The sequence below is a fragment of the Bacteroidales bacterium genome (genome assembly GCA_013141385.1).
Classification (GTDB): Bacteria; Bacteroidota; Bacteroidia; order Bacteroidales; family Tenuifilaceae; genus UBA8529.
Genome location: JABFRB010000014.1, coordinates 318,668 through 341,215, shown reverse-complemented (window position 1 = coordinate 341,215; position 22,548 = coordinate 318,668). Strand labels below are relative to the sequence as shown.

The following is a 22,548-nucleotide window of genomic DNA, read 5'->3' as shown; positions in this document are numbered from 1 at the left end:
TATTTCTTAATTGTTTTTAAGCATAAAGTAATCCTTATCAGTCTTTATCAACTGCACATTTGTTCCATAGGTTGAATTAGTTGTTCCAACCAGAATTAACCCTTTATCTTTTGTTTGCATTACCCTTCCAATCGTCCCATAAAAAGTTCTATAGAATTGTTGTCCGTAATAAACACTACCATCAGCATTTACCTTTATAAAGTTTATTAAAGGATTGCCTAAATCATCAATGCTTTCACCACATATCATTAGAGTCCCGTCTTCATTATAGGCAACTGATTTACCTACAACTGAACTTATTGTTTCTGTTTGCCATTCCTCAATATAGCCAGAGTTTAACTTTGATAATTTTAAACCCGATTGGCTATTATTTATAAGTAGATACAATTTATCGCCATTGAGAATAGCATCAGCAGCGGTTTCGTTGGGAGTTACAGTATTAATAGGACTAGTTTCGTTCATCGTACTTTGATCTACCGTAACCATTGAGATTACGTTGTTTACACCATGTGTGCCGATTAAAAGTAGATTATTGTCTTGCTGCTGAAAGATTCTTTTATAAGAGCTGTTAGATGCCAGAAAACTTGATTTTCCGTAGATGAATTTTCCTGAAGTATCTAACTTTGCTCTGTAAAAATCTGTTTTGCTTACATCCGATTTATAGGATTGACCAGCAATATAAATATTACTATTAGTCACAAGAATATCATTAACCACAATGCTATAGGTAGAATCGCGAAATTCTTTATACCAAAGCGAATCACCATACGTGTTGACCTTCATAATAAATGAATGAGTAATGCTAGAACTCGTCGGGGTGGAAATACCAGCAATTAAAAAACCATCGGATACCTCTTTAACAATTTTTCCTTCCTCTTTAGCTGCGCTTTTTCCATAAGTATTACTCCAAATCAAATTCCCATTTTTATCAACCTTAGCTGCAAATATCTGTTGATTCGAAGCATTTACTTTATCATAACCTGTAATTACATAGCCTCCATCGGATAGTTCAACTACATCGTTACCCTTGCTTTCAAAGCCACTTCCAAAAAACTTAATAAAGTTTTTTGATTGAAATTCCGATATTGGTTTTTCACACGAAATAAGCATTATTGCTAGAAAAAATATGAAATAAGATCTCTTCATATTACCTAATTTTCTTGGGTTTATAAATGGGGCGGATGTATGAAAATGATATAAAGGATTGATTTAATAACAACTCATCCTCGGCAAAGAAATATTTTTCTTGAAGTAATGGATTCAAATAAGTCTTCTGCCTATTTAACTGAGTTTTAGTGCTAAATTTGAACCCAGCAGTAATCAGAAATTGAGCATTTCTTACTTTCAATGCTGTTCCAATAGCTAACAATGGTCTAACATCAAACTTTTTATGTGATAATAAAAGATTTTCGATGCCAGTATATGGCTCTGATCTTCCTACGTTTATATCTGTGCGAGTTAAATTTACTGACGATTGAAATAAATACACAAATTCAAGCCCTACTTTGGTAAATAGATTTACTGTTTTGAATTTATAATTATATCTCACAGCAATTGGAAGTCCTAAATAATTGTTCTTAAATGTTCCCGTTACAGTAGAATACTCAAATGGTTTATTGGAGTAATCAAAGTTCGAAAGTATCAGCGATGCCCCAATGCTATACTCAAAATCCTTATATAGTTTATTTATAAAGTTAACCTCAACATTATAACCAAGTTTAGATTTGTAGGCTGGGTGGCTCTTTGAGGTATTACCAACACCAAACGGTTCAATAAATTTTGGCATACAGAAATTAAAACCTCCTTTGATCTCCACTTTAAATATTGGTTTCGTTCGGTATGTGCTGTAAAGGTTGATAAACTCCTTAGGATCATTAACTGCAATTGAATAGTTGGGGAACTCCTTTAAAAATTTAAGCATTTCCAAATCAGCTTTTTCAGTTTGTTCACTAAAAAGATAAGTTTGAATAAGAAGTTTATAGGCGTTTGCTTTTTCCTCTTTGGTAAATCCATCTTTCATACAATTAGATAGAAGTTGTGGAATATCGTCGAGGAGTCCATCATCAAATCTTCGCTGTGCCACCTTGAGTTGATCGGCACATGTATTTTGTGATTTAATGGCCGATATGCCAAGGAAAAGAATAGAAGTTATGAGTAAAATTCGTTTCATTACCTATTAGTGCATTTAGTGGGTTTATAGGGTATATCTGTACCAACATAGTTTTGCCATTCGCTTTGAGTTAGTTGCCTTGATAGAAAGTTACAAAAACCGACAATTAAGGAATTAACATCAGTGGGGAAACTCCTTATATTACCGTCTTTGTCCCCGCTGATCAGATTTTTATCATCTTTTGTAAACATAACTGAAGTTACCCATGATCCATGATCATCAAAAACTATTGGTAAAGTTCTCAAATCGTCCATGTGCCAGAGTCTAACTGATTTATCATAACTTGCTGAAGCCATAAGAGATCCATCTGAAGAGAAACAAATCCCTGTAATCTTTGCTGTATGTCCTCTAAGTAGTGATATTTGATTACCATTAGTGAAATCCCATAAGTAAATCACTCCTTGGTTATTTGCAGTTCCAGCAGCAATAATGTTTTTCTGAGCATTAAAGCTAATATCACCCCAGTTTCCATCAGGAATATTAGCCAAAAGAATAGGTTTCTCTTGCTCTGATTGGAAGTTCTTCCAGTAAAATATTTTACCATCCGATAGTGCAACAAAAAGATTACTTGTACTAAAATCATACTTCACAGCATTGATCTTTGAATCTACTTTATAAAATTCAACACCTTGGTTTTTATAATCATCTGTAATTATGATACTCTGATTTAAAACTAACAGATATTTCCCCCCCTTTGTAATAAATAAGTCTTTTACATCTGCATTTTGTAGATTATAAATATCTGGTATTTTGCTATTTAAATCATAATTAACAATACTGCTATTGGTTAAACATAATATGGTTTGATCTTTTATAATCAATTTTTTAACAATAGGTTGATTTGATAATAATACAGTTGAGGTTTTATCGTTGAGATTCCAGCTAATAACTTGACCATCGCTACTACCTGAAATTATTCGTTCTTTATCCTGAACTAAAGTTTTAATAAAACTGGTATGCCCTTGATATATGTTAAAATTAACACCTTTGAAAAATTTTAATCCGGTATAAACTGATTTAAAAATATCGGGATTATAAGATACACCGTTGTAATCATTATTAAAGCTAAATGCTTGAAAAGCTAGCAACCCTTTAAGCAATGTATCAGTGCGCATTTGCTCACTTTTAACCGCCATAGATTGGGCAATTGAAAGCATTTTACGGTTATCAGCTTCTTTTCTGGCTATTTCGGCCTTAATTTGTTCTTCTTTTGCTTTCTTCTCGTTTTCGGTTGCTAATTTTTGTTTTTCCTGTGCAATAATTGTTTGCTCTTCAGCTTTAGTCTTTTGTTTTTGTGCCTCATTAGCATTTATTTCAGCGTTTTGTTTCTCCTGTTCAGCCAATTGCTTTTGTTGTTCAGCAATTTTTTGTTGGGATGTTGCATATATGGCGCTTGAGTCAGCTTTTATTCTCTGAATCTCAGCTTTATTTGCATTTTCTACGGCTATTTTTTCCTGTTCTTTTGCTCTTGCCTCGGATTTTAAAGCTCCTTGCTTTTGAATAAATGCTAGTAATCCTAAACCTATTGATATCATTCCAGCTGAACCTAAAACTAAAGCAACTATTCTTGATCGCCTTAATGCTCGCTTTTGTAAACGTATCTTATTCTCCTCCTCGGCAATATACTCCTCCTCACTAGTTTTGAGGTAAACCATTGTTCTTTCAAATGCAGGATTAAATCGAACAGCCCATGCAAGATTAGGTTTTTGTTTTTCTCGCCAGTTAATTGCAAGTTGTAAATCGGGAGGGCCCCAAAGTCCAGTTTTCCCTTGATGGAACTGCTCACCTGATTCAGCAAGCCTATTATACATTTTAACTGCAGTAGATTCATCCTCCACCCAAGCTTTTAATTTATCCCATACTCGCATTAAACTTTCATGGGAGATATCAATCATCGAATCGGATTGCAATTCAATGGTTGGGGGAGGAGTAAGGAAAGTTCTACCCTTTCTGCGAAAAATCTCAACTATCTTAATAACCTCTTGATTGTTAGTTTCCGCAATTTGAGCCAATTCAGTAACACTTGTGGGTCTTCGAATTCCTCTATTGTCAGCACCCTTTTCGGTTAGTGATTTGAAAATTATTTCGCAGATATGTTTTTGTTCAAAATTGAGTTCATCATAGGCTTCATTGGCATGATTGGAAAGAGCCCTTTCGAGCCTACCTATTGCTTCATACTCATTAAGTCCTATTGGGTTGTTAGTTAAATTATTATAAGTCCAATAATCCCATGTACGCATTAATGCATGCTGGAGTATAGGAAGTTCATCGGGATTATTCCCCATTTCGTTGAGAAGGAGTTGTACTAGTTGATCCGTTATTGTTCCACCACCCACAGCAATCGGGCCTGTTATTGCTTTCTGAAAATCATCGCGGGTCATCCTTGGTATAAGGTAATGACCATCGTTAATTAAGCGAGTAAGATCCTGATAGGGTGAACATTCTCCGATAAAATCCGAACGCATTGTAATTACCACGTAAATAGGTAATTCGGATTGCCTTACCGTATTCACGATCATATTAATGAAATGATCGACCTGATTTACAGCATCGGCATCATGGCTTGTATATTGATATCTAAAGAGTTCCTCGAACTGGTCAATTAGTAGCAGTACGTTTTCCTGAGGGTTAACCCCATACTGGTTGATAACATTAATAATACCCGATGATGATCGTTTAAGTAGAGCACGATTGATTAGGGTATCGGTTTCGATTTTTTCCTCATCATCGGAACCGCTAAAGGTTTCGGCAATTGCTTGTGATAGATTGTCCACAGGGCTTGAACCTGGACGAGTAATAATCACTTTCCACTTTGATCGGCCATTATGAAGGAAACCACCATATAGGATTGGTAACAACCCACAATATATTAATGAGGATTTTCCTGTTCCTGATGCGCCAAGAATAGCAGCAAATTTATTTCGAGATAAATTAGATAGAACCTCTTCGCTTTGACCTTCCCTCCCAAAAAATAGGTGAGCCTCATTGGTATGAAAGGGTCTTAACCCAGGGAATGGATTAATCAGTTTAGTTGTTACTGCTCCCTGTTCGGTTAATGTAACCATAAGAGTAAATTATTAGTTGTTTTTTACTGCTAAATTCAATTTCAAATCCTCTAAAGAGCAAACATGTATTTCGGAAAAACGGCTTTCAAAAGCCGATGTGTTTAAATCCTTGTTCTCCTTAACAAGAATAAGCTTTTTAAAAGGCTTAGATGAATTCATACCTTTTGATTTAAAAATATCATTCACTTTCATCGTAAACCAAGGTTCATTTTCACTGGTATAGTTTATAACTACAACCTGAGAGTTTGCTAAATATTTTAGATGTTGGTTGTATGTAATCCCTTTATAATTTGTTTTCACTGCCATCCCAGAATCACCTTCTGGGAAAACCAGTTTCTCGTTTATTTTCTTATCATCATTATCCGCCACAACATAGATGTCTGGTAGATTATTCTCTGCTATTGATACTTCTTCTCCTGATAAGATTTTCCGATAGATTTTTTTAAGTTCTTCCAATGTTACCTTTAGAACCATTGTATTATTCGATTGATCCAGATCTCTTTGAATTTTTTCAACAAAGATTTGATTTTCCTCATCAGAAATTTCAAAATCTGAAGGGATCCAGATAATCCTTTTAATATTGAGATGCTTATCCGTTGTAATAAATTGGGATGTAAGAATACATTGATGCTCAATAAGAGAAATCTGCTTATCGCTAAAATACTTTGAGTATACAAGAGGAATAGGGTGTATGATTAAACAGCATCCTCTTAAATATTGCTTTACCTGTTCAGTACACTCATTAAAATCTTGACTTAACAGGCGATCAGGAAGAACCTCATATCCCATTTCGGTTAAATCTCTTGAGAGATTATCGCGATCCGATGCTTGTGAATTGTCTGATTGAGCAAGAAATATCTTTCCTTTCTTTAATTCTTTGCTAGTAAAATATTTCTCAGTTATGGAAATGGTAATATCTGTAATTTTTTCCCAGTATAAAACATTATTTTCAGAGGAATTTCTTCTGAATAATCTAACCTCGCCCGTTTCTTTTATCTCTTCCCAAAATCTGAATAGCTTATATTTATGTAAAGGGAATCCCTTTTCTATTGTTTTTAGTGGGTTGATATTAATTAATAAAGTGTTTGGAGAGTCGGCTAAGGTTGCAATTTCATTAATAAATTGTTTGTCCTCAAAATCTTGCTCCGATAAGAAAATTAAAACAAAACTATCAGTTGTTAAAGAAATTTTCTCTAACAATGCAGCATCCATCTTAAAACGGTTTAGGCATTTACCTAAATCTTGCAAAAATTTTTCCGTAAAAATAGCTGTGTCCTTGTTACTCTTCCTAAAACGGAAATCTAAGCTAATCGTTTTATTCATGTCTGTTATATTGTTTTTAAAATATCATAAAAAGCCATGAACAACCTTGTTTATAATGAAATTTATTATTTATGGCTATCTCATATTCCTAAATTTTTACGCCTACAACAAGAATATCATCAAGTTGACTTTCATATTTCATCCAATCGAAGAAGGTTTGTTCTAGTTTATCCTTCTGCTGGTCAACAGGAAGCGTGCTGACTTCAATAAGAAGTTTTTTGAAGTTTGCCATCAAAAATTTTCGACCATCATCCCCACCAAACTGGTCGGCATAACCATCAGAAAAAACGTAAACCATATCGCCTGTTTGAATATCAATTTCTTGATGAGTATACCCTGTTGCAGCTCTTCTTGAGAATGCTCCAATGGGGCATTTGTCTCCCTTAAGTTGGATTAGTTCATTATTTCTTACAATAATTGCTGGGTTGTAAGCTCCTGCGAATTGAAGTTTCATCGTTTTGTAATCAACACAACATAATGCGATATCCATCCCATCCTTTACAGCACCATCTTCGTCCTTCTCCTTAAATGTAGCAGTTACTCCAACGTTTAATGATTCGAGTATATCAATAGGTCGTTCAAGTTTAAGATCTTTTACTGCATAATCAAGCCAATTGTGCCCAACCATCGACACTAAAGCTCCTGGCACTCCATGTCCAGTACAATCTATAGCGGAGAAATATCTTTTTCCATTTAGCTGATTAAACCAGTAAATATCACCGCTAACAATATCCTTTGGGTGAAATACAATGAAGTATTCAGGGAATAACTCCTTAATATACTCATCTGTTGGGAGAATAGCATACTGCAAACGCCTTGCATAATTAATACTATCCATGATATGCTTTTGCTGTTCAGCAAGTTGATCCCGATGTTTTTCAATTTCGTCTCTTTGAGTTTCAATCTCCTCTTTCTGAGCAACTACCTGAGCCGTACGCTCTTTAACTTTCTTATCCAAATCGGTATAAAGTTCTTCGAGCTGCTCAATCATAACATTGAATTTTTGCGATAAAGTAGTAATCTCATTATTCCCATCAACCTCCGCTCTTTCACTCAAATTACCATCAGCAATTCGATTTACATTGGTAACAAGTTTTCTTATAGGGTTTGTAATATTTCGAGTTTTGCGATATATGAGTGATATAATGAGTACTAGTACTACGATGAAAATTAACACATAGCTTAAAAGCCTGAAATACTCATCCCTAATCTCATCCGTTCGATCAGAAACTATACGAATAACAGATCCTTTATAAAGGTCGGAGTTTTCTGAATTCATGTAGAAATATTGATAGGAGAGATGACGGCGTTCTATTCTCTTATTAACCAGACTACTATCCTTATTGGTAAAGCGTTGTTTGATAAACTCTTTTTCATTGGGATCCAACTGATCCATTTTGGTTAAGGAGAATGGATTATCAGCATTCATAAAAAGTTCAGCGGATACTATTGACTTCTCTTTAACACTAAGTTCTTCAAGGGTCTCCTTAATAATATTTACAATCTGATCGGCTGTTGATGAGTATATCCCTAATTCAATAATATATTTTCCATCAAGGGTAGGTTGGTAGGTGTATTTCTTCAAACGACGTGTTTTTGCTTCAATAGTAAACTTTTCGCTTTTAAATTGACCCTCGTTGAATATCCTCTTAATTAAAGCCTTATGCTCTTCGCCAAATGAGAAAAAATTCAAACCTAAATCTTTCTTGAATGTTGTATTTACTACTACTCCATTTGTATCTATAATGTAGAGATCATAAAGTTTTGATTCGAGTTTAAGTTCATTTCTAATGTGGCTTAAATCAGCAGTAGCAATGTTTTCGGTTGAAACAAAATAGTTTACAATTAACTTCTTACTTACCTGTTCTAACATCGGATTTAAATTATCCTCAAGTACAGACATTGTAACATCCTGAAATTTTAATACTTGGGTTATCTCATCTGATATAAGAAAATTTCTGGTTTTACTACTCTCTTTAAGTATTGATCTTGTAGTACTGAAATTAATCAACCCAAGTATAAATAAAGCAATAACTACTGGGAAAACAATATTATAAATTAACTGCCGAAAAACTGTTGTTTGCTTCATAGTCGAATAGCTTATTATCTAAATATTAATTATTTAAAGTTTGTGTATCAATATACTTAGCAAGATAATCGTGATCATAAATACTATTTACCACTTTATCATACTCAACGTAGTGTATAATTGTATTTTCCTGTGTAATCAACCTCCAAGGAGTTTGATTTTTATATGTAGTATTGATAATATCCCCAGCTCTGAAACTCATAACTTGCTCTTCTCCATTAAAAAGTAGAACTCCCCCCGTTTCAACAAACATTAAATATGCCTTACCTTTGAATAGTTCAAGGTTTAATAGATTCGTTTGGTTTATTTTGATGGCTGTTGATTGATACAGTAAGTATAGAATTTCTCTCTCGTCCAAATTTTGGTTAAAAAGAGTTTTGAAAAAGTTGATTCGATCGGGTGCTGATAATCCTGTTGATTGAAAAAGGTTAATCTGTTTGTCAAGTTCAACACGAAGTTTATCATTTAATCTCCTTTTACAGTTGAGATACTGAGTTTTATCTATGCCCTCAATTATCTGAGCAGATAATTGTCTAAGAATCTTGTCGGTATTAAATAGTTGAGAAACTAAATCAACGCTAATTTCTTTATTGTCGATGTATTGAAAAGCATTTAGCGCAAATATTTTCGATTGTTTGCCAATCAAATTATTATCCCTATTAATAATGGCCTTTAACAAACTTTCGGTGTTGTATTCTCTAAGAGGGAAGTAGTTTTCAAGTGCCCAAATCTTATTTGATATACTATTATCCTCAAGCAAAGGTACAATGTATGGCTTAATATCCTCCGCCATAAAAGTATCAACAAGTTCCACTGCAAAGGCGATGCTCTGCCCTGTCCCTGCTTCAAGGTTATCTAATACTGCCTCAATTGAGTTTTTATCATAAGCCAATTTTAAAATATCAAACAGGAAATGAATACTTTTATGAAACTCTCTATCTAGTTCATCTTTAAGTAGAGGTATTTTGGAATCGTTCGGGCAATGATAAAAGATATTTAAGTTCCAAGCGCAAATTCCTGCTTGCTCTATCAATTTTTGGTTAAGAAGCATTTTTTCCTTTTCATCAGGAGTAAAATCAATTTTTAATAGACCTTCGAGAATAACCGATCTATTATGAGCCTTTACAGAAAATTTATTGAATAAAACCGATGGAGCCATTGTGCTGCCAGTATCTGGTAAAATTCTTAATATTCTCTCTTTGGATATGTCAGATAGACTAGTTTTTTGGTAAGCCAACTCTAGCAATTCAAGACCTGTATCTCCCGATCCAATAAGCGAAGCATGAGCAATTGGAGCATAAAGATCCTTATCTAAAAAATCGATAAGAAAGCTGATTATCTCTTTAGATTTTGATCCTCGAGCAGCCCATATTGCTTGTCTTTTGACTGCTGGAACAAGATCTCGCATTAAAAATGTTAGGCTATTTTTTATCTCAATGTTAGATGATGCACCAACTAGTTTTGCGGCGTAAACTCGATTCTCAAAATTTTTAGAACTTATTAATTCCTTTATTAAAATCAAATCTTCGGAATCTAATTTGATTTTATCAAGATAATCAATAGTCTTATCAATCGACTTATGAACTTCTTCAACGTTCACTCGAATTTTTAGCTTTTTAAGATGGTTAACCAACGTTACATCTCCTAAGTCAATAATTTTGTTGAACAAAACAGGGAAATCCTTACTATCCAGCTCAAAAAGTTTATCTTTAATGAATCCAATAAGATTCCAAGGCTTACTTTTTTCGACAATAGAAAGTTGTTCCATAAGAATTCCCTTGTCAGATGAAGTTTGACTTGCGAATATTTTTTTCGATTTACTCTCACGTCGGACTGTTTTTAAAAGTGTTAGCTGTAAAGTTTTACGATATCCCTTATAGAGGTAAACAGTAATTAACGCCCAAAGTACAATAATGATAAACAGAACATATATATAATGTATCAATGTGAAAAATGTTATTAAGCTAAATATAGTAAGAAGAATACCAGAGAATAAAGCCGCAGTTTCGTTTACAGTACCATCAACTCTTGCCTGAACTTCATAACGAATGGATGGATCCAAAGATTGATAAATCATCTTTAAAGACGGACTCTCAACCGAATCTTTTAAGGCCTTTTGGAATAATTTACCTAGTGAAATGAGTAGGAAGAAAAATGTGAAAGATGCTGATTCAATTGTGTATCCAAATATAGAACCCACAACGGCTGCACTAATTGTTAAAATAGCCATGATCACCGGGGAAATCAGTAGAGTCACTTTTAACCCATAATTCTTCATTAAGGTTCCATACACAAAACTCTTGATAAGAATGCTTACAAAAGTTAATGTACCCATTAAACCTCCTAAAAACTTAGCCAACTCATCTGAGTTCTCAAATCTTGATTTTGCAACAGCAAGAAATAGATAATGAACAAAAAATGCTACAAGCATTGATAAAACTACAAAAATTGCCATTGTTCTAACGTATGGCATTTTCATCGTATCGCTAAAACGACTCTCTTTTTGTTCTTTGGTAACCTTCTCTTTTAGTTTATCAGGGAATGATGAGCTTATAAATATCTGGATAATAAACGATATAAAAATACTAATTGCGCTTATATATAATAGGTTGTTGGTCTTAAAACCATTGGCCACTAAAAAGGGAACGGCCCAACTACTTAGAATCACGCCTACTACTTGTCCTGTATCGATTATCCCAAATATTCTTTTCCCTTGACGTAAGTCAAATATTCGACTAACTGTTCCCCAGAACCCAACAAGTGCAACAATGTTTAAAGGACCCATCATTACGAATAATCCGAAAGCGAGCCACTTTGAATCGGTGAAAAAATACCCGAAACGGAGCAGGAAAGTAATTAGAAATACTCCAAGAAGGTTATAAATTGAGAGCCTTGAGAAGATAATTCGCCCTTGAAAATATGAATATAATGAAGTAAGCCCAATACCAATTAAACCAGAAATAGCAAAAGCTTTTGAGATCATTGACGAATCAAATGCTTTTAGAAATAAAGTATTTGCTCCAACGTCAAAAGCGCCTAGGAAAACACCAAGAAAAATGGATTGAAACATGAAGAGAGATACCGGCAACACCTCATCACGCCTAATGTTTAGCGTTTCGTAAATTTTCATCTTATTTAATGAAATTGTACAATATTCTCAATCTATAAAGATAGAATTTATTTTTATGGTGAACAAACACTGTTTGACAATGTATTATTCGCTATATTAAGTGAATTTGGATATCTATAGTAAAATTATTAAGTATTCAATACTCTGACAATTAAGTTTTTGAGTTGAAGTGGCTCGCAAAATTTGAATTGTATTATTTGTTTTTAACCAGATTATGATTGCATTTTATAGTGAAAATATTTTTCACAACATGTCTTTGAATAAAATATTTTTATTTAATTCAACACAAACAATGAATAATAAAGATGTTTATGTGCAAAAAAATTATTTTTACACCAATTAGAGTTATTTGTCCCAAAAGCATATTATTGATTTGAATAAATATTTTAATACCTTTGGTTTGTAACTTGATAAAATTGAATTGATGGAGAGTACCCAAATTGATAGTCATAAAAAACAAAATCTTTTTATAATTCTAGCTACTTTATTTCTCACAAATGCTCTAATTGCTGAGGTTATAGGTGCAAAAATTTTATCATTCGAAAAGATTTTCCATTTGCCAGCATTAGCTCTGCCCTTTTTTGGTGGTGAAACACTTAGTCTTAATATGAGCGTAGGTGTGCTTATTTGGCCGATTGTTTTTATACTCTCGGATATTGTAAATGAGTACTTTGGAACTAGCGGGGTAAAACGTATTAGCTATATCGGAGCAGGAATGATTGGATATGCCTTCCTTCTCATATACCTAGCAATGCGAACTCCTCCAGCCGATTTCTGGCTTCAAAATAATTCCGTAGATCCTGATGGGAATCCATTTAATATCAATTATGCCTACAATGCAATTTTTAGGCAAGGGATGGGGATTATTGTTGGATCAATTATTGCCTTCCTCGTTGGACAATTGGTAGATGCTTACGTTTTTCGCTACCTTAGATCAATAACACAGCATAAATACCTATGGTTAAGAGCAACTGGCTCTACTGTGGTTTCTCAGTTGGTGGATAGTTTTCTAATACTATTTATTGCTTTTTATCTGCTCGGTAACTGGTCTTTTGTGCAAGTTATATCAGTTGGTCTTATTCAATATCTCTATAAAATAGCCCTTGCTATACTCTTCACCCCAACTATTTATTGGATGCATATGTTAATTGATAAATACCTTGGAAGAAATAATTCCATCGAAATGCAAGAGGTTGCTCAGAAAATCTAATAATTAAATAATTATAAAAAAAAGGCTGTTAAAAAACAGCCTTTTTCAATTAATCTAGTATACTATTCTTTTGATCTATCAACTTTCAAAACTGGGTTAGTTTTTTATTTAACCTCACTAGGTTCATTGTTCTTATTCTTATTCTTTAATTTTGAAAATAGATCCACCAAATTCAATTTATAAGATAAAGAAATACCAAAGGAACGACTCCTTGTTTTAAAGCTTTCCCCAACATCATCATGTAAATCTGTCATTCCTAAATTATAGCGAAGATCCAGAGCCCAAATTCCCTGCTTTGTTGGATATTCTGCACCAGCACCAAAACTGAAACCCCAGTCATATTTCTTAAATCCCCCGCCTAAAGGCGATGTTTGGCCAGGATCTACCCATTCCCCTTTAGTACGAATATCTTCAAAAGTTCCACCCATTGCGTATATCTTTTTAAGTCCAAACGCCTTAAAGCAATACTTTGCAAGGATTGGTATTCCTATGTAATTCATTTTAATTCTCATGTCAGAATTTGCTTGTGCTCCTCTGGAAACAAAATTTAGTTCCGTTTGAATTGAGAATCTACTTGTAAATCCAAATTCTCCAACTGCACCAAACTGATAACCATATTTATATTTACTAAACCCGGGAGCCATATCCGAAAAGTTTGAGATTTTTGAATATGTTCCACCAATCTTTGGGCCTACATAAATAAAGCCAACTTCCTGACCGAAAATGGTAAATAGTTGAGCATTAGTGGTTACTGTAAACAGCAATAGGGCTGAAATAATTAAAAACTTCTTCATAGTAAAATGGTTTAATTTATAATCTTAGGGTTAATTTAAATTCTTATATACAACTTCAAATTTTTTTTTCAAATATAAAAAGAATCAACAATTTAATGTATTCCATTGGTAACTCCATTTAGGCAATTGGTCAAAATCGAAATATGGTTTTAAAACATAAAAATACCATACTAATTTGTGATACTAAATTTAGTTATTCACAATATATTGAAAAGTAATCAACAATACTTGAATATATCATAATAAAAAGCATAACTTGCTTAATTATATCATTCATCTTTAAATGAGTAACCTAAATATTTTAATTGATTTTTTGAAACAAGTTTTCCTTACTACACTCAATCAACTATCATGGTTGTTTGGTTTGCTTTTCATATTCGGGATAATCCTCTACTTTTTAGCTCGATTTACTCGAAACACATACATAAAAACAACAGGTAAAACTTTAGATATAGTTGTTACAGGATGGATTGGTACTCCTATTCATGAGTTGGGGCACGCTTTGTTCTGCATTATTTTTAGGCATAAGATTGATGATATTAAACTATATACCCCCAACTCCGAGGACGGGACTCTTGGTTATGTTAATCATTCATTTAACCCTAAAAGTACTTACCAGAAAATTGGAAATTTCTTTATTGGAATAGGCCCTGTAATTTTGGGGACAATGGTGATTTATGTTCTACTTTTTTTTCTGGTGCCAAATACAAAAGATGTTTTATTATCAATCGAATCACAAAGTAAGATTTTAGTAAAGGGGATTCATGGTGAGTTTACGAATAGCCTAAACATGTTATGGGCATCAACTCTCAATACTCTTGAGTTGCTTTTTAAAAAAGGGAATCTTACCAATTATAAATTTTGGATATTTTTATACCTCTCAATGTGTATTTCATCGCACATGGAGTTAAGTCCACCTGATATTAAAGGTGCTTGGAGGGGATTAATAAGTATTGTTGTTTTTTTCCTTGTGCTTAACACTTTAATAATTGGTATGGAAACAACAGGAGTCAGCAATCATCTTGGTGGGTTGTGGAAATTTGTCAAGATCGAAAGTTATGCTTCTGGTATTAATAAGTGGGTTGGAACGTTTGGTGCTTTATCTATCTTTGCATCGGTTTTGTCTGGTTTTATCTTTTTTTCAAATTATTTTTTATTAAACATTTATAGCATATCAAAAAGTAAGGGTATAGTAAACCCATTCTGGATTTAATAAAAGCTTTATGTTAACTTAAAAAATAAAAAGATGAAATGGTCATTTAAAAGTAGAAAGTTAGATCAAACCCTTGTTAGGCTTGCTGAGGTCATTAATAAAGTTAACTCATGTAGTTTGGTCTCACCCGAAGATTCAATTTACTATACCATCTTGCTTCCCTTTTATACTGATTTTAAACTTTACACATTTATCGACCAGAGTTTTTCACCCTATCTTGAAGTAAAATTACTTGATAATGGAACTCATACATTTTCCCTTAATGGAACACAACAGCCATTCTTAGATGCAAGTGCGATTTCACCTCTTATTTTAACTGAAGACACAGTGTATCAGTACACAATGCTTGTTCTTGGAAATATACAGAAACATGATAATTCCTATCGACTCGTTAATTCGATAAGTGAAATAACCTTTAGTTCCGAACCTACCAAGGAACAATACCAGCAACTTGAATCTTCAATAAAAACCCCCAAGATTAAAAAAGATAAGGATTCATTTATCATTAAAGCAACTATGCTGTTTGCCGACAATGTAATTAAAGCATCAATAAAAGTTGATTTTGATGGACGTATTGAAATCCTTAAAGAGAAAAAGATTTTAGATCACATGCCTGTTATAGAGTTGGCACTAGAATAGGTTGAAAAATATTTTCTGCTTCAAAATCCTTGTTTTCTTTCTTTTTTGAATTGAAAATGTTCAATTCTAATGTTTTTTATATTTTTGCCACGTTTAATCAAATGAACTAATTATGAAAGCATTCGTATTTCCGGGTCAAGGTGCACAATTTGTAGGTATGGGAAAAGATCTATACGAAAATTCACCATTGGCGAAAGAAATGTTTGAAAAGGCAAATGAAATTCTTGGCTTCAGAATAACTGATTTAATGTTCACCGGAACTGTAGAAGATTTAAAGCAGACGAGTGTAACACAACCGGCTATTTTCTTGCATTCTGTAATTCTTGCCAAAGTATTAGGTGATGATTTTAAGCCAGAAATGGTTGCTGGTCATTCACTTGGTGAGTTTTCTGCATTGGTTGCCGCTGGTGCAATTAGCTTCGAGGATGGATTAAAATTAGTTTCAGCTCGTGCCAAAGCAATGCAAAAAGCATGTGAGAAAGAACCATCCACTATGGCTGCAATTATTGGACTTGAAGATGAGAAGATTGAGGAGATCTGCAAATCAATTGATGAAATTGTTGTTCCTGCAAACTATAATAGTCCCAGCCAAGTTGTTATTTCGGGTTCAATTAAGGGTATTGACATTGCTTGTGAAAAGTTAACCGAAGCAGGCGCAAAACGAGCACTAAAACTTTTAGTAGGGGGTGCTTTTCATTCTCCACTCATGGAATCTGCAAGAGTTGAACTGGAAGAGGCTATCAGTATTACTAAATTCCAAAAACCAATTTGTCCAATTTACCAGAATGTAAATGCTAGTAAGGTAACTGAACCAGAACAGATAAAGAAAAACTTAATTGATCAGCTAACATCACCAGTAAGATGGACTCAAACAATGAAGAATATGCTTGCCGATGGGGCAACTAGCTTTGTTGAATTAGGGCCTGGAAATGTTCTTCAAGGATTAATCAGAAAAGTTGATAGAAATATTGATGCAGTAAGCAAGCAAACTATTTAACTTGAACTTGATATAAGAAGTTGCGTTAACAATATAATAAACAATTATTTACAAATATATAATTTGTGGATGGAATGGTGGAAAAATGGAAACGAAGTTCGGCAGAGCCAATATTGGATAACAATGGGCTAGATTCTTGCTTGTATCTTCCATTTCTCCATCATTGACTTCGTCGAGTTTCGCTTCGCTCCAGTTCCAGTATTCCATTGTTTCGAATAAAATAAATTGATTGATATACAGATTAATACATTGTTTATTACATCGAACTGACGTTTTTCTAAATATCTAAAGATGACCCTGTACCAACAGGGTTTCTTTGTTTATATCGTCAACATGTAAATAAATTGTGAAGATATTGGGGAATTCGTAATTACAAATTGGGTAAGGACTTACCGATTCAAGGATAATGCTAAAGTTTTTGAATTGCATTCTAGGTTTTGACGGCAAAACTAAACTAGTGTCGATACTATATCCCTGATTAATCAACGAGAAAAAAACCTTAACCTCTCCTGCCCAAACACATTCACAACCTTCTGGACATCTTGAATCTTCTACGCTATTAACTCTTATTGATAGGTTACTTGTAACCTGATCGATTTGATTTACTTTGGCCTTAACTTCATACGATGTATTCTTTTCTTTTGATGAATTGCAGCCAAATATAAACGCACAAATAAAACAAATCGCTAGTAATCTTTTCATCGCACTCATTTTCATATTAGATGAATTAATGATTAAAATGGTTGCTTAGATTAAATAAAACGATTGGTATGCAAAAATTAAGCCAAACAATTATGGTGGGATAAAATACCATTCTATTGAAGTTTTGTTATAACTACATTCTACAACATTATTGTGAGAAGAATGTTTAACAAACTTCAATTATTCTATTTATTGAGGAGCACAGACAACCTAATTCTAGCGCTTTGGTATGTTTTAGTTGCCAAAAAAGAAATTAATGGTTTGTTTAAGGTCTGGGTGTAAACTCTGTGCTACCGGGCACTCTTTAGCCGATAATTCAATTAGCTTGCGCTCCTTTGCTGAGTAATTATTGTGGGGAAAATGAAGGTTGATAATTATTTCAATCACCCTTCGAGGATCGGTTCCCATAACTTTTGTTACATCGATTTTAGTGCCATCAATATTGAACCCATGAGTACGAGCGGCAATTCCCATTATTGTTATCATGCAGCAACCGAGGGATGTGGCTAAAAGATCTGTTGGAGAAAAGAATTCCCCTTTTCCTTGGTTATCAACAGGAGCATCAGTAACTATTTTATTTCCTGAACGCACGTGTTCGGCTTCAGTTCTGAGTTCTCCTTTGTAGATAATATTTGATGTGTTCATGGCTTTTTTTCTCAAAGGTAAGCTTTTTAAGAAAAGAGAAGGACTCTAGCTAGAGTCCTTTGTCGCTAAATTTTAATCATTCTACCTTGCTATTCCACCTGACCAATAATTACTGTGTAGTTTTTTCCATATTTCTTAGCGCATTTTGGACAGGTTGTATACCACATATACCATTTTGTGATTTTTAATCCTTTTGATTTAACTTTTTCTTCATAATCGTTGCACCATTTCTTTGTATCCTTAAATGGTCCCTCGTATACTTTACTGTAATATTTTCCGCTTAGGATTTTGTTTTCTGCTTCGGGAATCTCCTTATCTACAGCTAGGTACACATCCATGTTCCATTTAGATGTATGATCGGCTAGGCAAAGCCAATCGGGCATAGTTGCATTGGCATTTTTTACTTTAGCATCGAGCCTTTTCATTGCAGCACCAAAATTCATGGGCATGTAAAAAAGCGTTAATACTTTATCCTTGATAAATTGTTTATTCTCCCATTCAAAAACCTTATCATCCCAAGGAATGGGGTCAAACTGAGGGCAGCATTTTGTTTCCTCTTGTGTTGTCATAATTTCCTCCTTTTGTAAATTGATAATTGAACTATTTTCTAAGGCATTTTATATTTTCCCTAAATATATAGCTAAACCGATATAAAAGCAAGAATGTTATTCGAAACAAGGCTATTCAAACTACTCATAATACTTACTCTCCCCCGGCCCCTCTCTCTCGGCAAGAGAGAGGGGAGTGAAGCAACCAGCAATCTGACTAGATTATCATCATTTCATCACCCTACTCAACAATTCGTGAATAGTAAGCATCAATTTTTAAACACCTGTTATTTAATACAAAATGATTTTAGCGGGCTGTAAGCCCAAATTATCTTAGCCCAACGGCAAGCGAAGCGTCGCCTTGGGTAATAGATTGTGATTTGTTTGTTCACCCTGAAAGGGCAGGTTAAATTGGGCTTTCAGCCCGCAAAAAAAAATAACAATTCAACATTTACCCAAGGCGTTGCCATGGGCTATAATAGTTTGCCCTTTCAGGGCGAATTCAATAAATACAATGAATTACAGTATAGCGTGGAAATTAGGAGATAAGTTTACTAAAACTACACAAAGAACTTACTCTCCCCCGGCAAGAGAGAGGGGAGTGAAGTAACCAGCAATTTAGTAAAACCACCAACCTTTCCAGCTCTCTATAATAATTGGTGAATAGTAAATCATTAATAAGTACGAGTAAAGTATTTCAATTCTCAATACCATTTCTTTCTTCCACACCCCTCTTTTCCGACCTAAGAAGGAAGAGAGGGGCCGGGGGTGAGTTTTCCAATCCAAAATTTTCCTACATTTGTTTCCACTGAACAGAAAAAACGCCCCATGACCATTAAGCTCACCAGCAAGCAGCGCATAATTATCCGAAGTTCCGATGATGTATTCAAAATAATGAAGGAGATACTCCTGCGTGAGGATAAAATCGATAGGGAGAAGGAGCACTTCTGGGTGATTGGCCTTGCCAATAACCTCCGCATAAGGTATGTGGAGCTCATTAGCATGGGCGGGGTAAGTAATACTATTGTTGAACCCATGAACGTATTCCGCTGGTCAGTGATGAAGGGCTGCGTGCAAGTAATAATGGTGCACAACCACCCCAGCGGGAATCTCAAACCCTCCGATATAGATATAGACCTCACCGACCACCTGTTCCAGGTAGGACGTATACTCAACATCAATGTATTAGATCACCTAATAATCTCCACCAAATCCTATATGAGCTTTGCCGATACTAAATTATTGGAGAAGCTGGCGGAGAGTCCCAAGTACGTTCCCCCGTTTGAGCAAATTGAGCGAATCTGCGCTGAGGAGAAGAAAATTAGGGAGGAGGCTGAAAGGGTTGCAGAGGAGAAAGGGATTAAAAAAGGAAAGTTAGAGGGGAAAAAGGAAGAAAAGATTGAGATTGCAAAAGGGATGAAAAAGAAAGGGTATTCAATTGAAGATATTATTGAATTGACAGGGTTAACGAAAGGAGAGATAGAGAGGATAAAAGTAAAATAATACACAATTCATAATGTGTAATTTCTGGTACAGTGTTGTTTAATAAATATCAACATGAAATAGGTTAAAGGGAATGTTCTATAATTTATTTTTCAAAAGTTATATAAACCTATAATTAGCAATTTTTATTAATTTTGAGAAACACACCTTTTGTTTTAATAATAAATGAGTTATGACCAATTAAAGAGACAACAAATCTTTATGTTTAATAAGAAAAATAAGCGTTTTATAAAATTGTAAAAGATGGAGGTCTCGTTTTTCATATAATTATTTGAATAATTATGAGATTCATGCGGAAATTTATTATGAATAAATAATTGATAGGTAAATAAAATTATTCGTTTAAATAAGAAATCTAATTATTTAATGATATATAAAGGTGAAATAATAGCGGCGGTGGATCTTGGAACGACAAAGATTGTTTCAATAGTAGGCAGAAGACTTGCAAATGGAAAACTTGAGATCCTTGGCATGAGCAAAACACCTTCTACTGGAATAAAAAGAGGTGTTATTCTTAACATTGAGGAAACAGTAGCATCAATTCAACGAACAGTTGAAGAAGTGCAGACTCATGCAAGGGTCATTTTAAGCAATGTATTCGTTAGCATAGCCGGGCAACATATTCGGAGCATCAAGAATCGTGGATATATCAATCGAGATAATGCCGAGAGTGAGATAACTGCAGAAGATGTTCAAAAACTTATCAACGATATGTATAAAATTCCGATTGAGGTAGGAGAGGAGATCCTCTATGTTTTACCTCAGGATTTTATTGTTGATAAAGAACCATGTGTTCAACCGATTGGTAAGATGGGACGTAGGCTTGAGGCTCTCTTCCACATTGTGATTGGACAAACTGCATCAGCAAAGAATTTCGAGAGGTGTGTGAACCGGGTTGGCCTAAAAGTCAATGACCTAATCCTTGGACCGCTTGCCTCCTCTGAAGCAGTACTTACTGAGAATGAAAAAGAGGCTGGCGTTGTGCTAGTTGATATAGGTGGTGGTACTACCGATGTTGCCATGTTCTATGATGGAATTGTACGTCATACCGCCATTATACCATTCGGGGGGAATGTGATTACTAATGATATAAAGGAAGGATGTTCAATCCTATTCCGTCAGGCTGAATCGCTTAAAATTCAGTTTGGTTCTGCATTAGGTGATATGGCATCAGAAGATAAGATTGTTAAAATTCCAGGCATTAGCGGTCGCGATTCTAAGGAGATATCGTTTAAGAGTCTTGCCTACATCATCCAATCAAGGATGGAAGAGATTATTGATGCTGTTAACTATGAGATCGAAAACTCGGGATATGCCGAAAAACTTAGTGCTGGTATCGTTCTGACGGGTGGTGGTGCATTGCTACGTCACCTATCGCAACTAGTTAAATTCAAAACTGGTTACGATGTAAGAGTTGGATTTCCCAACGAAAATTTAATTAGTAAATCGGATGTTGAAGTAAACAATCCGATTTATTCTGTCGGTATTGGTCTTTTAAAAGCAGGACTAAAACTTCAACAAATAGAGACAGAAACTCATTATCAGAATGAGTTCACTAGTAAAAGAAGTGTTGATAGCTCCGATGATGATCTTTCAATCATTTTTGATGATGAAATGAGCAGTGAAAAAATTGCACAACTATTGCACTATATATCTAAACTTCATTATATTAAGTTTGGTAACAGGCTTGAAATATCAGATTTATTAACTGTAAATGCGGAGGTGTTTTGTGATGAAGTACTTGTCCACTAAAATAAGTCTGGAAAACAGAGCTGAAATTCCTCCTTTAGAAAAGAAACAAAGGTTTAGGGAGATATTAAATCAATTAGGTTCACTTAAAATTAATCCAAAGGATAATGCAACCTTGTCAGATGAATTTCAGGAATATAAGAGCGCAGCATTAGATGCTGGGAAAGAATTTCTTAAAAAAAATAAAACGGTTAATGGAAAAAATATTAGTGAAGCAAATCTTAATAACCATAAGGCAGCTCAAATAGAGATTGAAATGCATTTGAAATTTAAAGAACTCGAACAAGAGGATATTAAAAAAGAGTTGTTAAAAGAGGAATTAAAACAAAAAAAATTAGAGAATGAAGGCATTGAATTAGATAATGAGAACAAAGAAATAGAAAATGAAAGACAGAAAAAAGAAAATGAAATAATAGAAAAAATAATACTCTGGCTTGATGAAAATGATACTATTGCTATTGCAGATAAAACAAAATTATTGCTAATGGTATTAGGAAAGTAATCGAAAAAATAAACTACACAGAACAATCCCCTCCCGATGTAGATTGCTTTCAGCGAACTCGCAAAATACTCTCGGTTAGCGGAAAGTATCTACATCATAACTAAACAACGGTCTTTGACCACACCAATTCAAAATAATAATAAGACTTCCTTTTGCAGAATTCACTTTGCTAATAATATTCAACCACTCTGTAGTTGTTTTTTATATAATACCATACCCCCGTTAAACCGAGGCTATAAGAACCAAAAATGATTAGGTTGGGCGGTCGG

The 22,548-nt window shown here is 34.1% G+C and carries 17 protein-coding genes; 7 read left to right on the top strand and 10 right to left on the bottom strand.

Annotation, left to right across the window (positions count from 1 at the left end):
* Positions 1–6: 6 nt before the first annotated feature.
* The 6 genes from HOO91_08035 to HOO91_08010 form a co-directional block, all read right to left on the bottom strand.
* On the bottom strand, positions 7–1,146 hold the full coding sequence (locus tag HOO91_08035) for a hypothetical protein (protein NOU17492.1): 1,140 nt from the start codon (positions 1,144–1,146) through the stop codon (positions 7–9).
* A gap of 1 nt (position 1,147) precedes the next feature.
* Positions 1,148–2,170: a PorT family protein gene (locus HOO91_08030; GenBank protein NOU17491.1), complete on the bottom strand. Its 1,023-nt coding sequence runs from the start codon at positions 2,168–2,170 to the stop codon at positions 1,148–1,150.
* Positions 2,170–5,235 (bottom strand): High-affnity carbon uptake protein Hat/HatR, encoded by a 3,066-nt coding sequence (locus HOO91_08025; protein ID NOU17490.1) that lies wholly within the window; start codon positions 5,233–5,235, stop codon positions 2,170–2,172. The genes HOO91_08030 and HOO91_08025 overlap by 1 nt, the downstream gene beginning before the upstream one ends.
* A gap of 12 nt (positions 5,236–5,247) precedes the next feature.
* Entirely contained in the window at positions 5,248–6,558 is a 1,311-nt protein-coding gene (locus HOO91_08020) for a hypothetical protein (GenBank protein ID NOU17489.1), read from the bottom strand.
* 88 nt (positions 6,559–6,646) lie between these two features.
* Positions 6,647–8,647, bottom strand: a complete 2,001-nt coding sequence (locus tag HOO91_08015; protein ID NOU17488.1) for a SpoIIE family protein phosphatase — start codon at positions 8,645–8,647, stop codon at positions 6,647–6,649.
* 25 nt (positions 8,648–8,672) lie between these two features.
* Positions 8,673–11,777, bottom strand: coding sequence for a hypothetical protein (locus HOO91_08010; protein NOU17487.1), 3,105 nt, complete (start codon positions 11,775–11,777; stop codon positions 8,673–8,675).
* Positions 11,778–12,201: 424 nt separating this feature from the next.
* Between HOO91_08010 and HOO91_08005 the strand changes: the two genes are divergently transcribed.
* Positions 12,202–12,987, top strand: coding sequence for a queuosine precursor transporter (locus HOO91_08005; GenBank protein ID NOU17486.1), 786 nt, complete (start codon positions 12,202–12,204; stop codon positions 12,985–12,987).
* 104 nt (positions 12,988–13,091) lie between these two features.
* Here HOO91_08005 and HOO91_08000 read toward each other — a convergent pair whose 3' ends face one another.
* Complete coding sequence (locus HOO91_08000) at positions 13,092–13,781, bottom strand: PorT family protein (GenBank protein ID NOU17485.1); 690 nt, start codon at positions 13,779–13,781, stop codon at positions 13,092–13,094.
* 283 nt (positions 13,782–14,064) lie between these two features.
* On the opposite strand from HOO91_08000, the gene HOO91_07995 reads away from it, so the two are divergent.
* The 3 genes from HOO91_07995 to fabD all read left to right on the top strand — a co-directional run bounded on the left by HOO91_07995 (position 14,065) and on the right by fabD (position 16,630).
* Complete coding sequence (locus HOO91_07995; protein ID NOU17484.1) at positions 14,065–14,994, top strand: hypothetical protein; 930 nt, start codon at positions 14,065–14,067, stop codon at positions 14,992–14,994.
* A 33-nt stretch (positions 14,995–15,027) separates the two neighbouring features.
* Entirely contained in the window at positions 15,028–15,633 is a 606-nt protein-coding gene (locus HOO91_07990; protein NOU17483.1) for a hypothetical protein, read from the top strand.
* Between the two features lie 112 nt (positions 15,634–15,745).
* Entirely contained in the window at positions 15,746–16,630 is an 885-nt protein-coding gene (gene fabD / locus HOO91_07985; protein NOU17482.1) for an ACP S-malonyltransferase, read from the top strand.
* A 285-nt stretch (positions 16,631–16,915) separates the two neighbouring features.
* Here the strand turns inward: fabD and HOO91_07980 are convergent, their stop codons facing one another.
* The 3 genes from HOO91_07980 to HOO91_07970 form a co-directional block, all read right to left on the bottom strand.
* Positions 16,916–17,332 carry a hypothetical protein gene (locus tag HOO91_07980; GenBank protein NOU17481.1) on the bottom strand — a complete coding sequence of 139 codons (417 nt, stop codon included), beginning with the start codon at positions 17,330–17,332 and terminating at the stop codon, positions 16,916–16,918.
* A 234-nt stretch (positions 17,333–17,566) separates the two neighbouring features.
* Positions 17,567–17,977, bottom strand: a complete 411-nt coding sequence (locus tag HOO91_07975) for an OsmC family protein (protein NOU17480.1) — start codon at positions 17,975–17,977, stop codon at positions 17,567–17,569.
* Positions 17,978–18,066: 89 nt separating this feature from the next.
* Positions 18,067–18,546: a hypothetical protein gene (locus HOO91_07970; protein NOU17479.1), complete on the bottom strand. Its 480-nt coding sequence runs from the start codon at positions 18,544–18,546 to the stop codon at positions 18,067–18,069.
* A gap of 807 nt (positions 18,547–19,353) precedes the next feature.
* Here HOO91_07970 and HOO91_07965 point away from each other — a divergent pair.
* From HOO91_07965 to HOO91_07955, 3 genes are all read left to right on the top strand, one after another.
* Positions 19,354–20,028 (top strand): JAB domain-containing protein, encoded by a 675-nt coding sequence (locus tag HOO91_07965; GenBank protein NOU17478.1) that lies wholly within the window; start codon positions 19,354–19,356, stop codon positions 20,026–20,028.
* Between the two features lie 366 nt (positions 20,029–20,394).
* Positions 20,395–21,780: a cell division protein FtsA gene (gene ftsA / locus HOO91_07960; GenBank protein ID NOU17477.1), complete on the top strand. Its 1,386-nt coding sequence runs from the start codon at positions 20,395–20,397 to the stop codon at positions 21,778–21,780.
* The gene (locus tag HOO91_07955) at positions 21,758–22,279 is read left to right on the top strand and encodes a hypothetical protein (protein ID NOU17476.1); all 522 of its coding nucleotides are present in this window, start codon (positions 21,758–21,760) and stop codon (positions 22,277–22,279) included. Before ftsA ends, HOO91_07955 begins: the two co-directional genes overlap by 23 nt.
* Positions 22,280–22,548 lie beyond the last annotated feature (269 nt).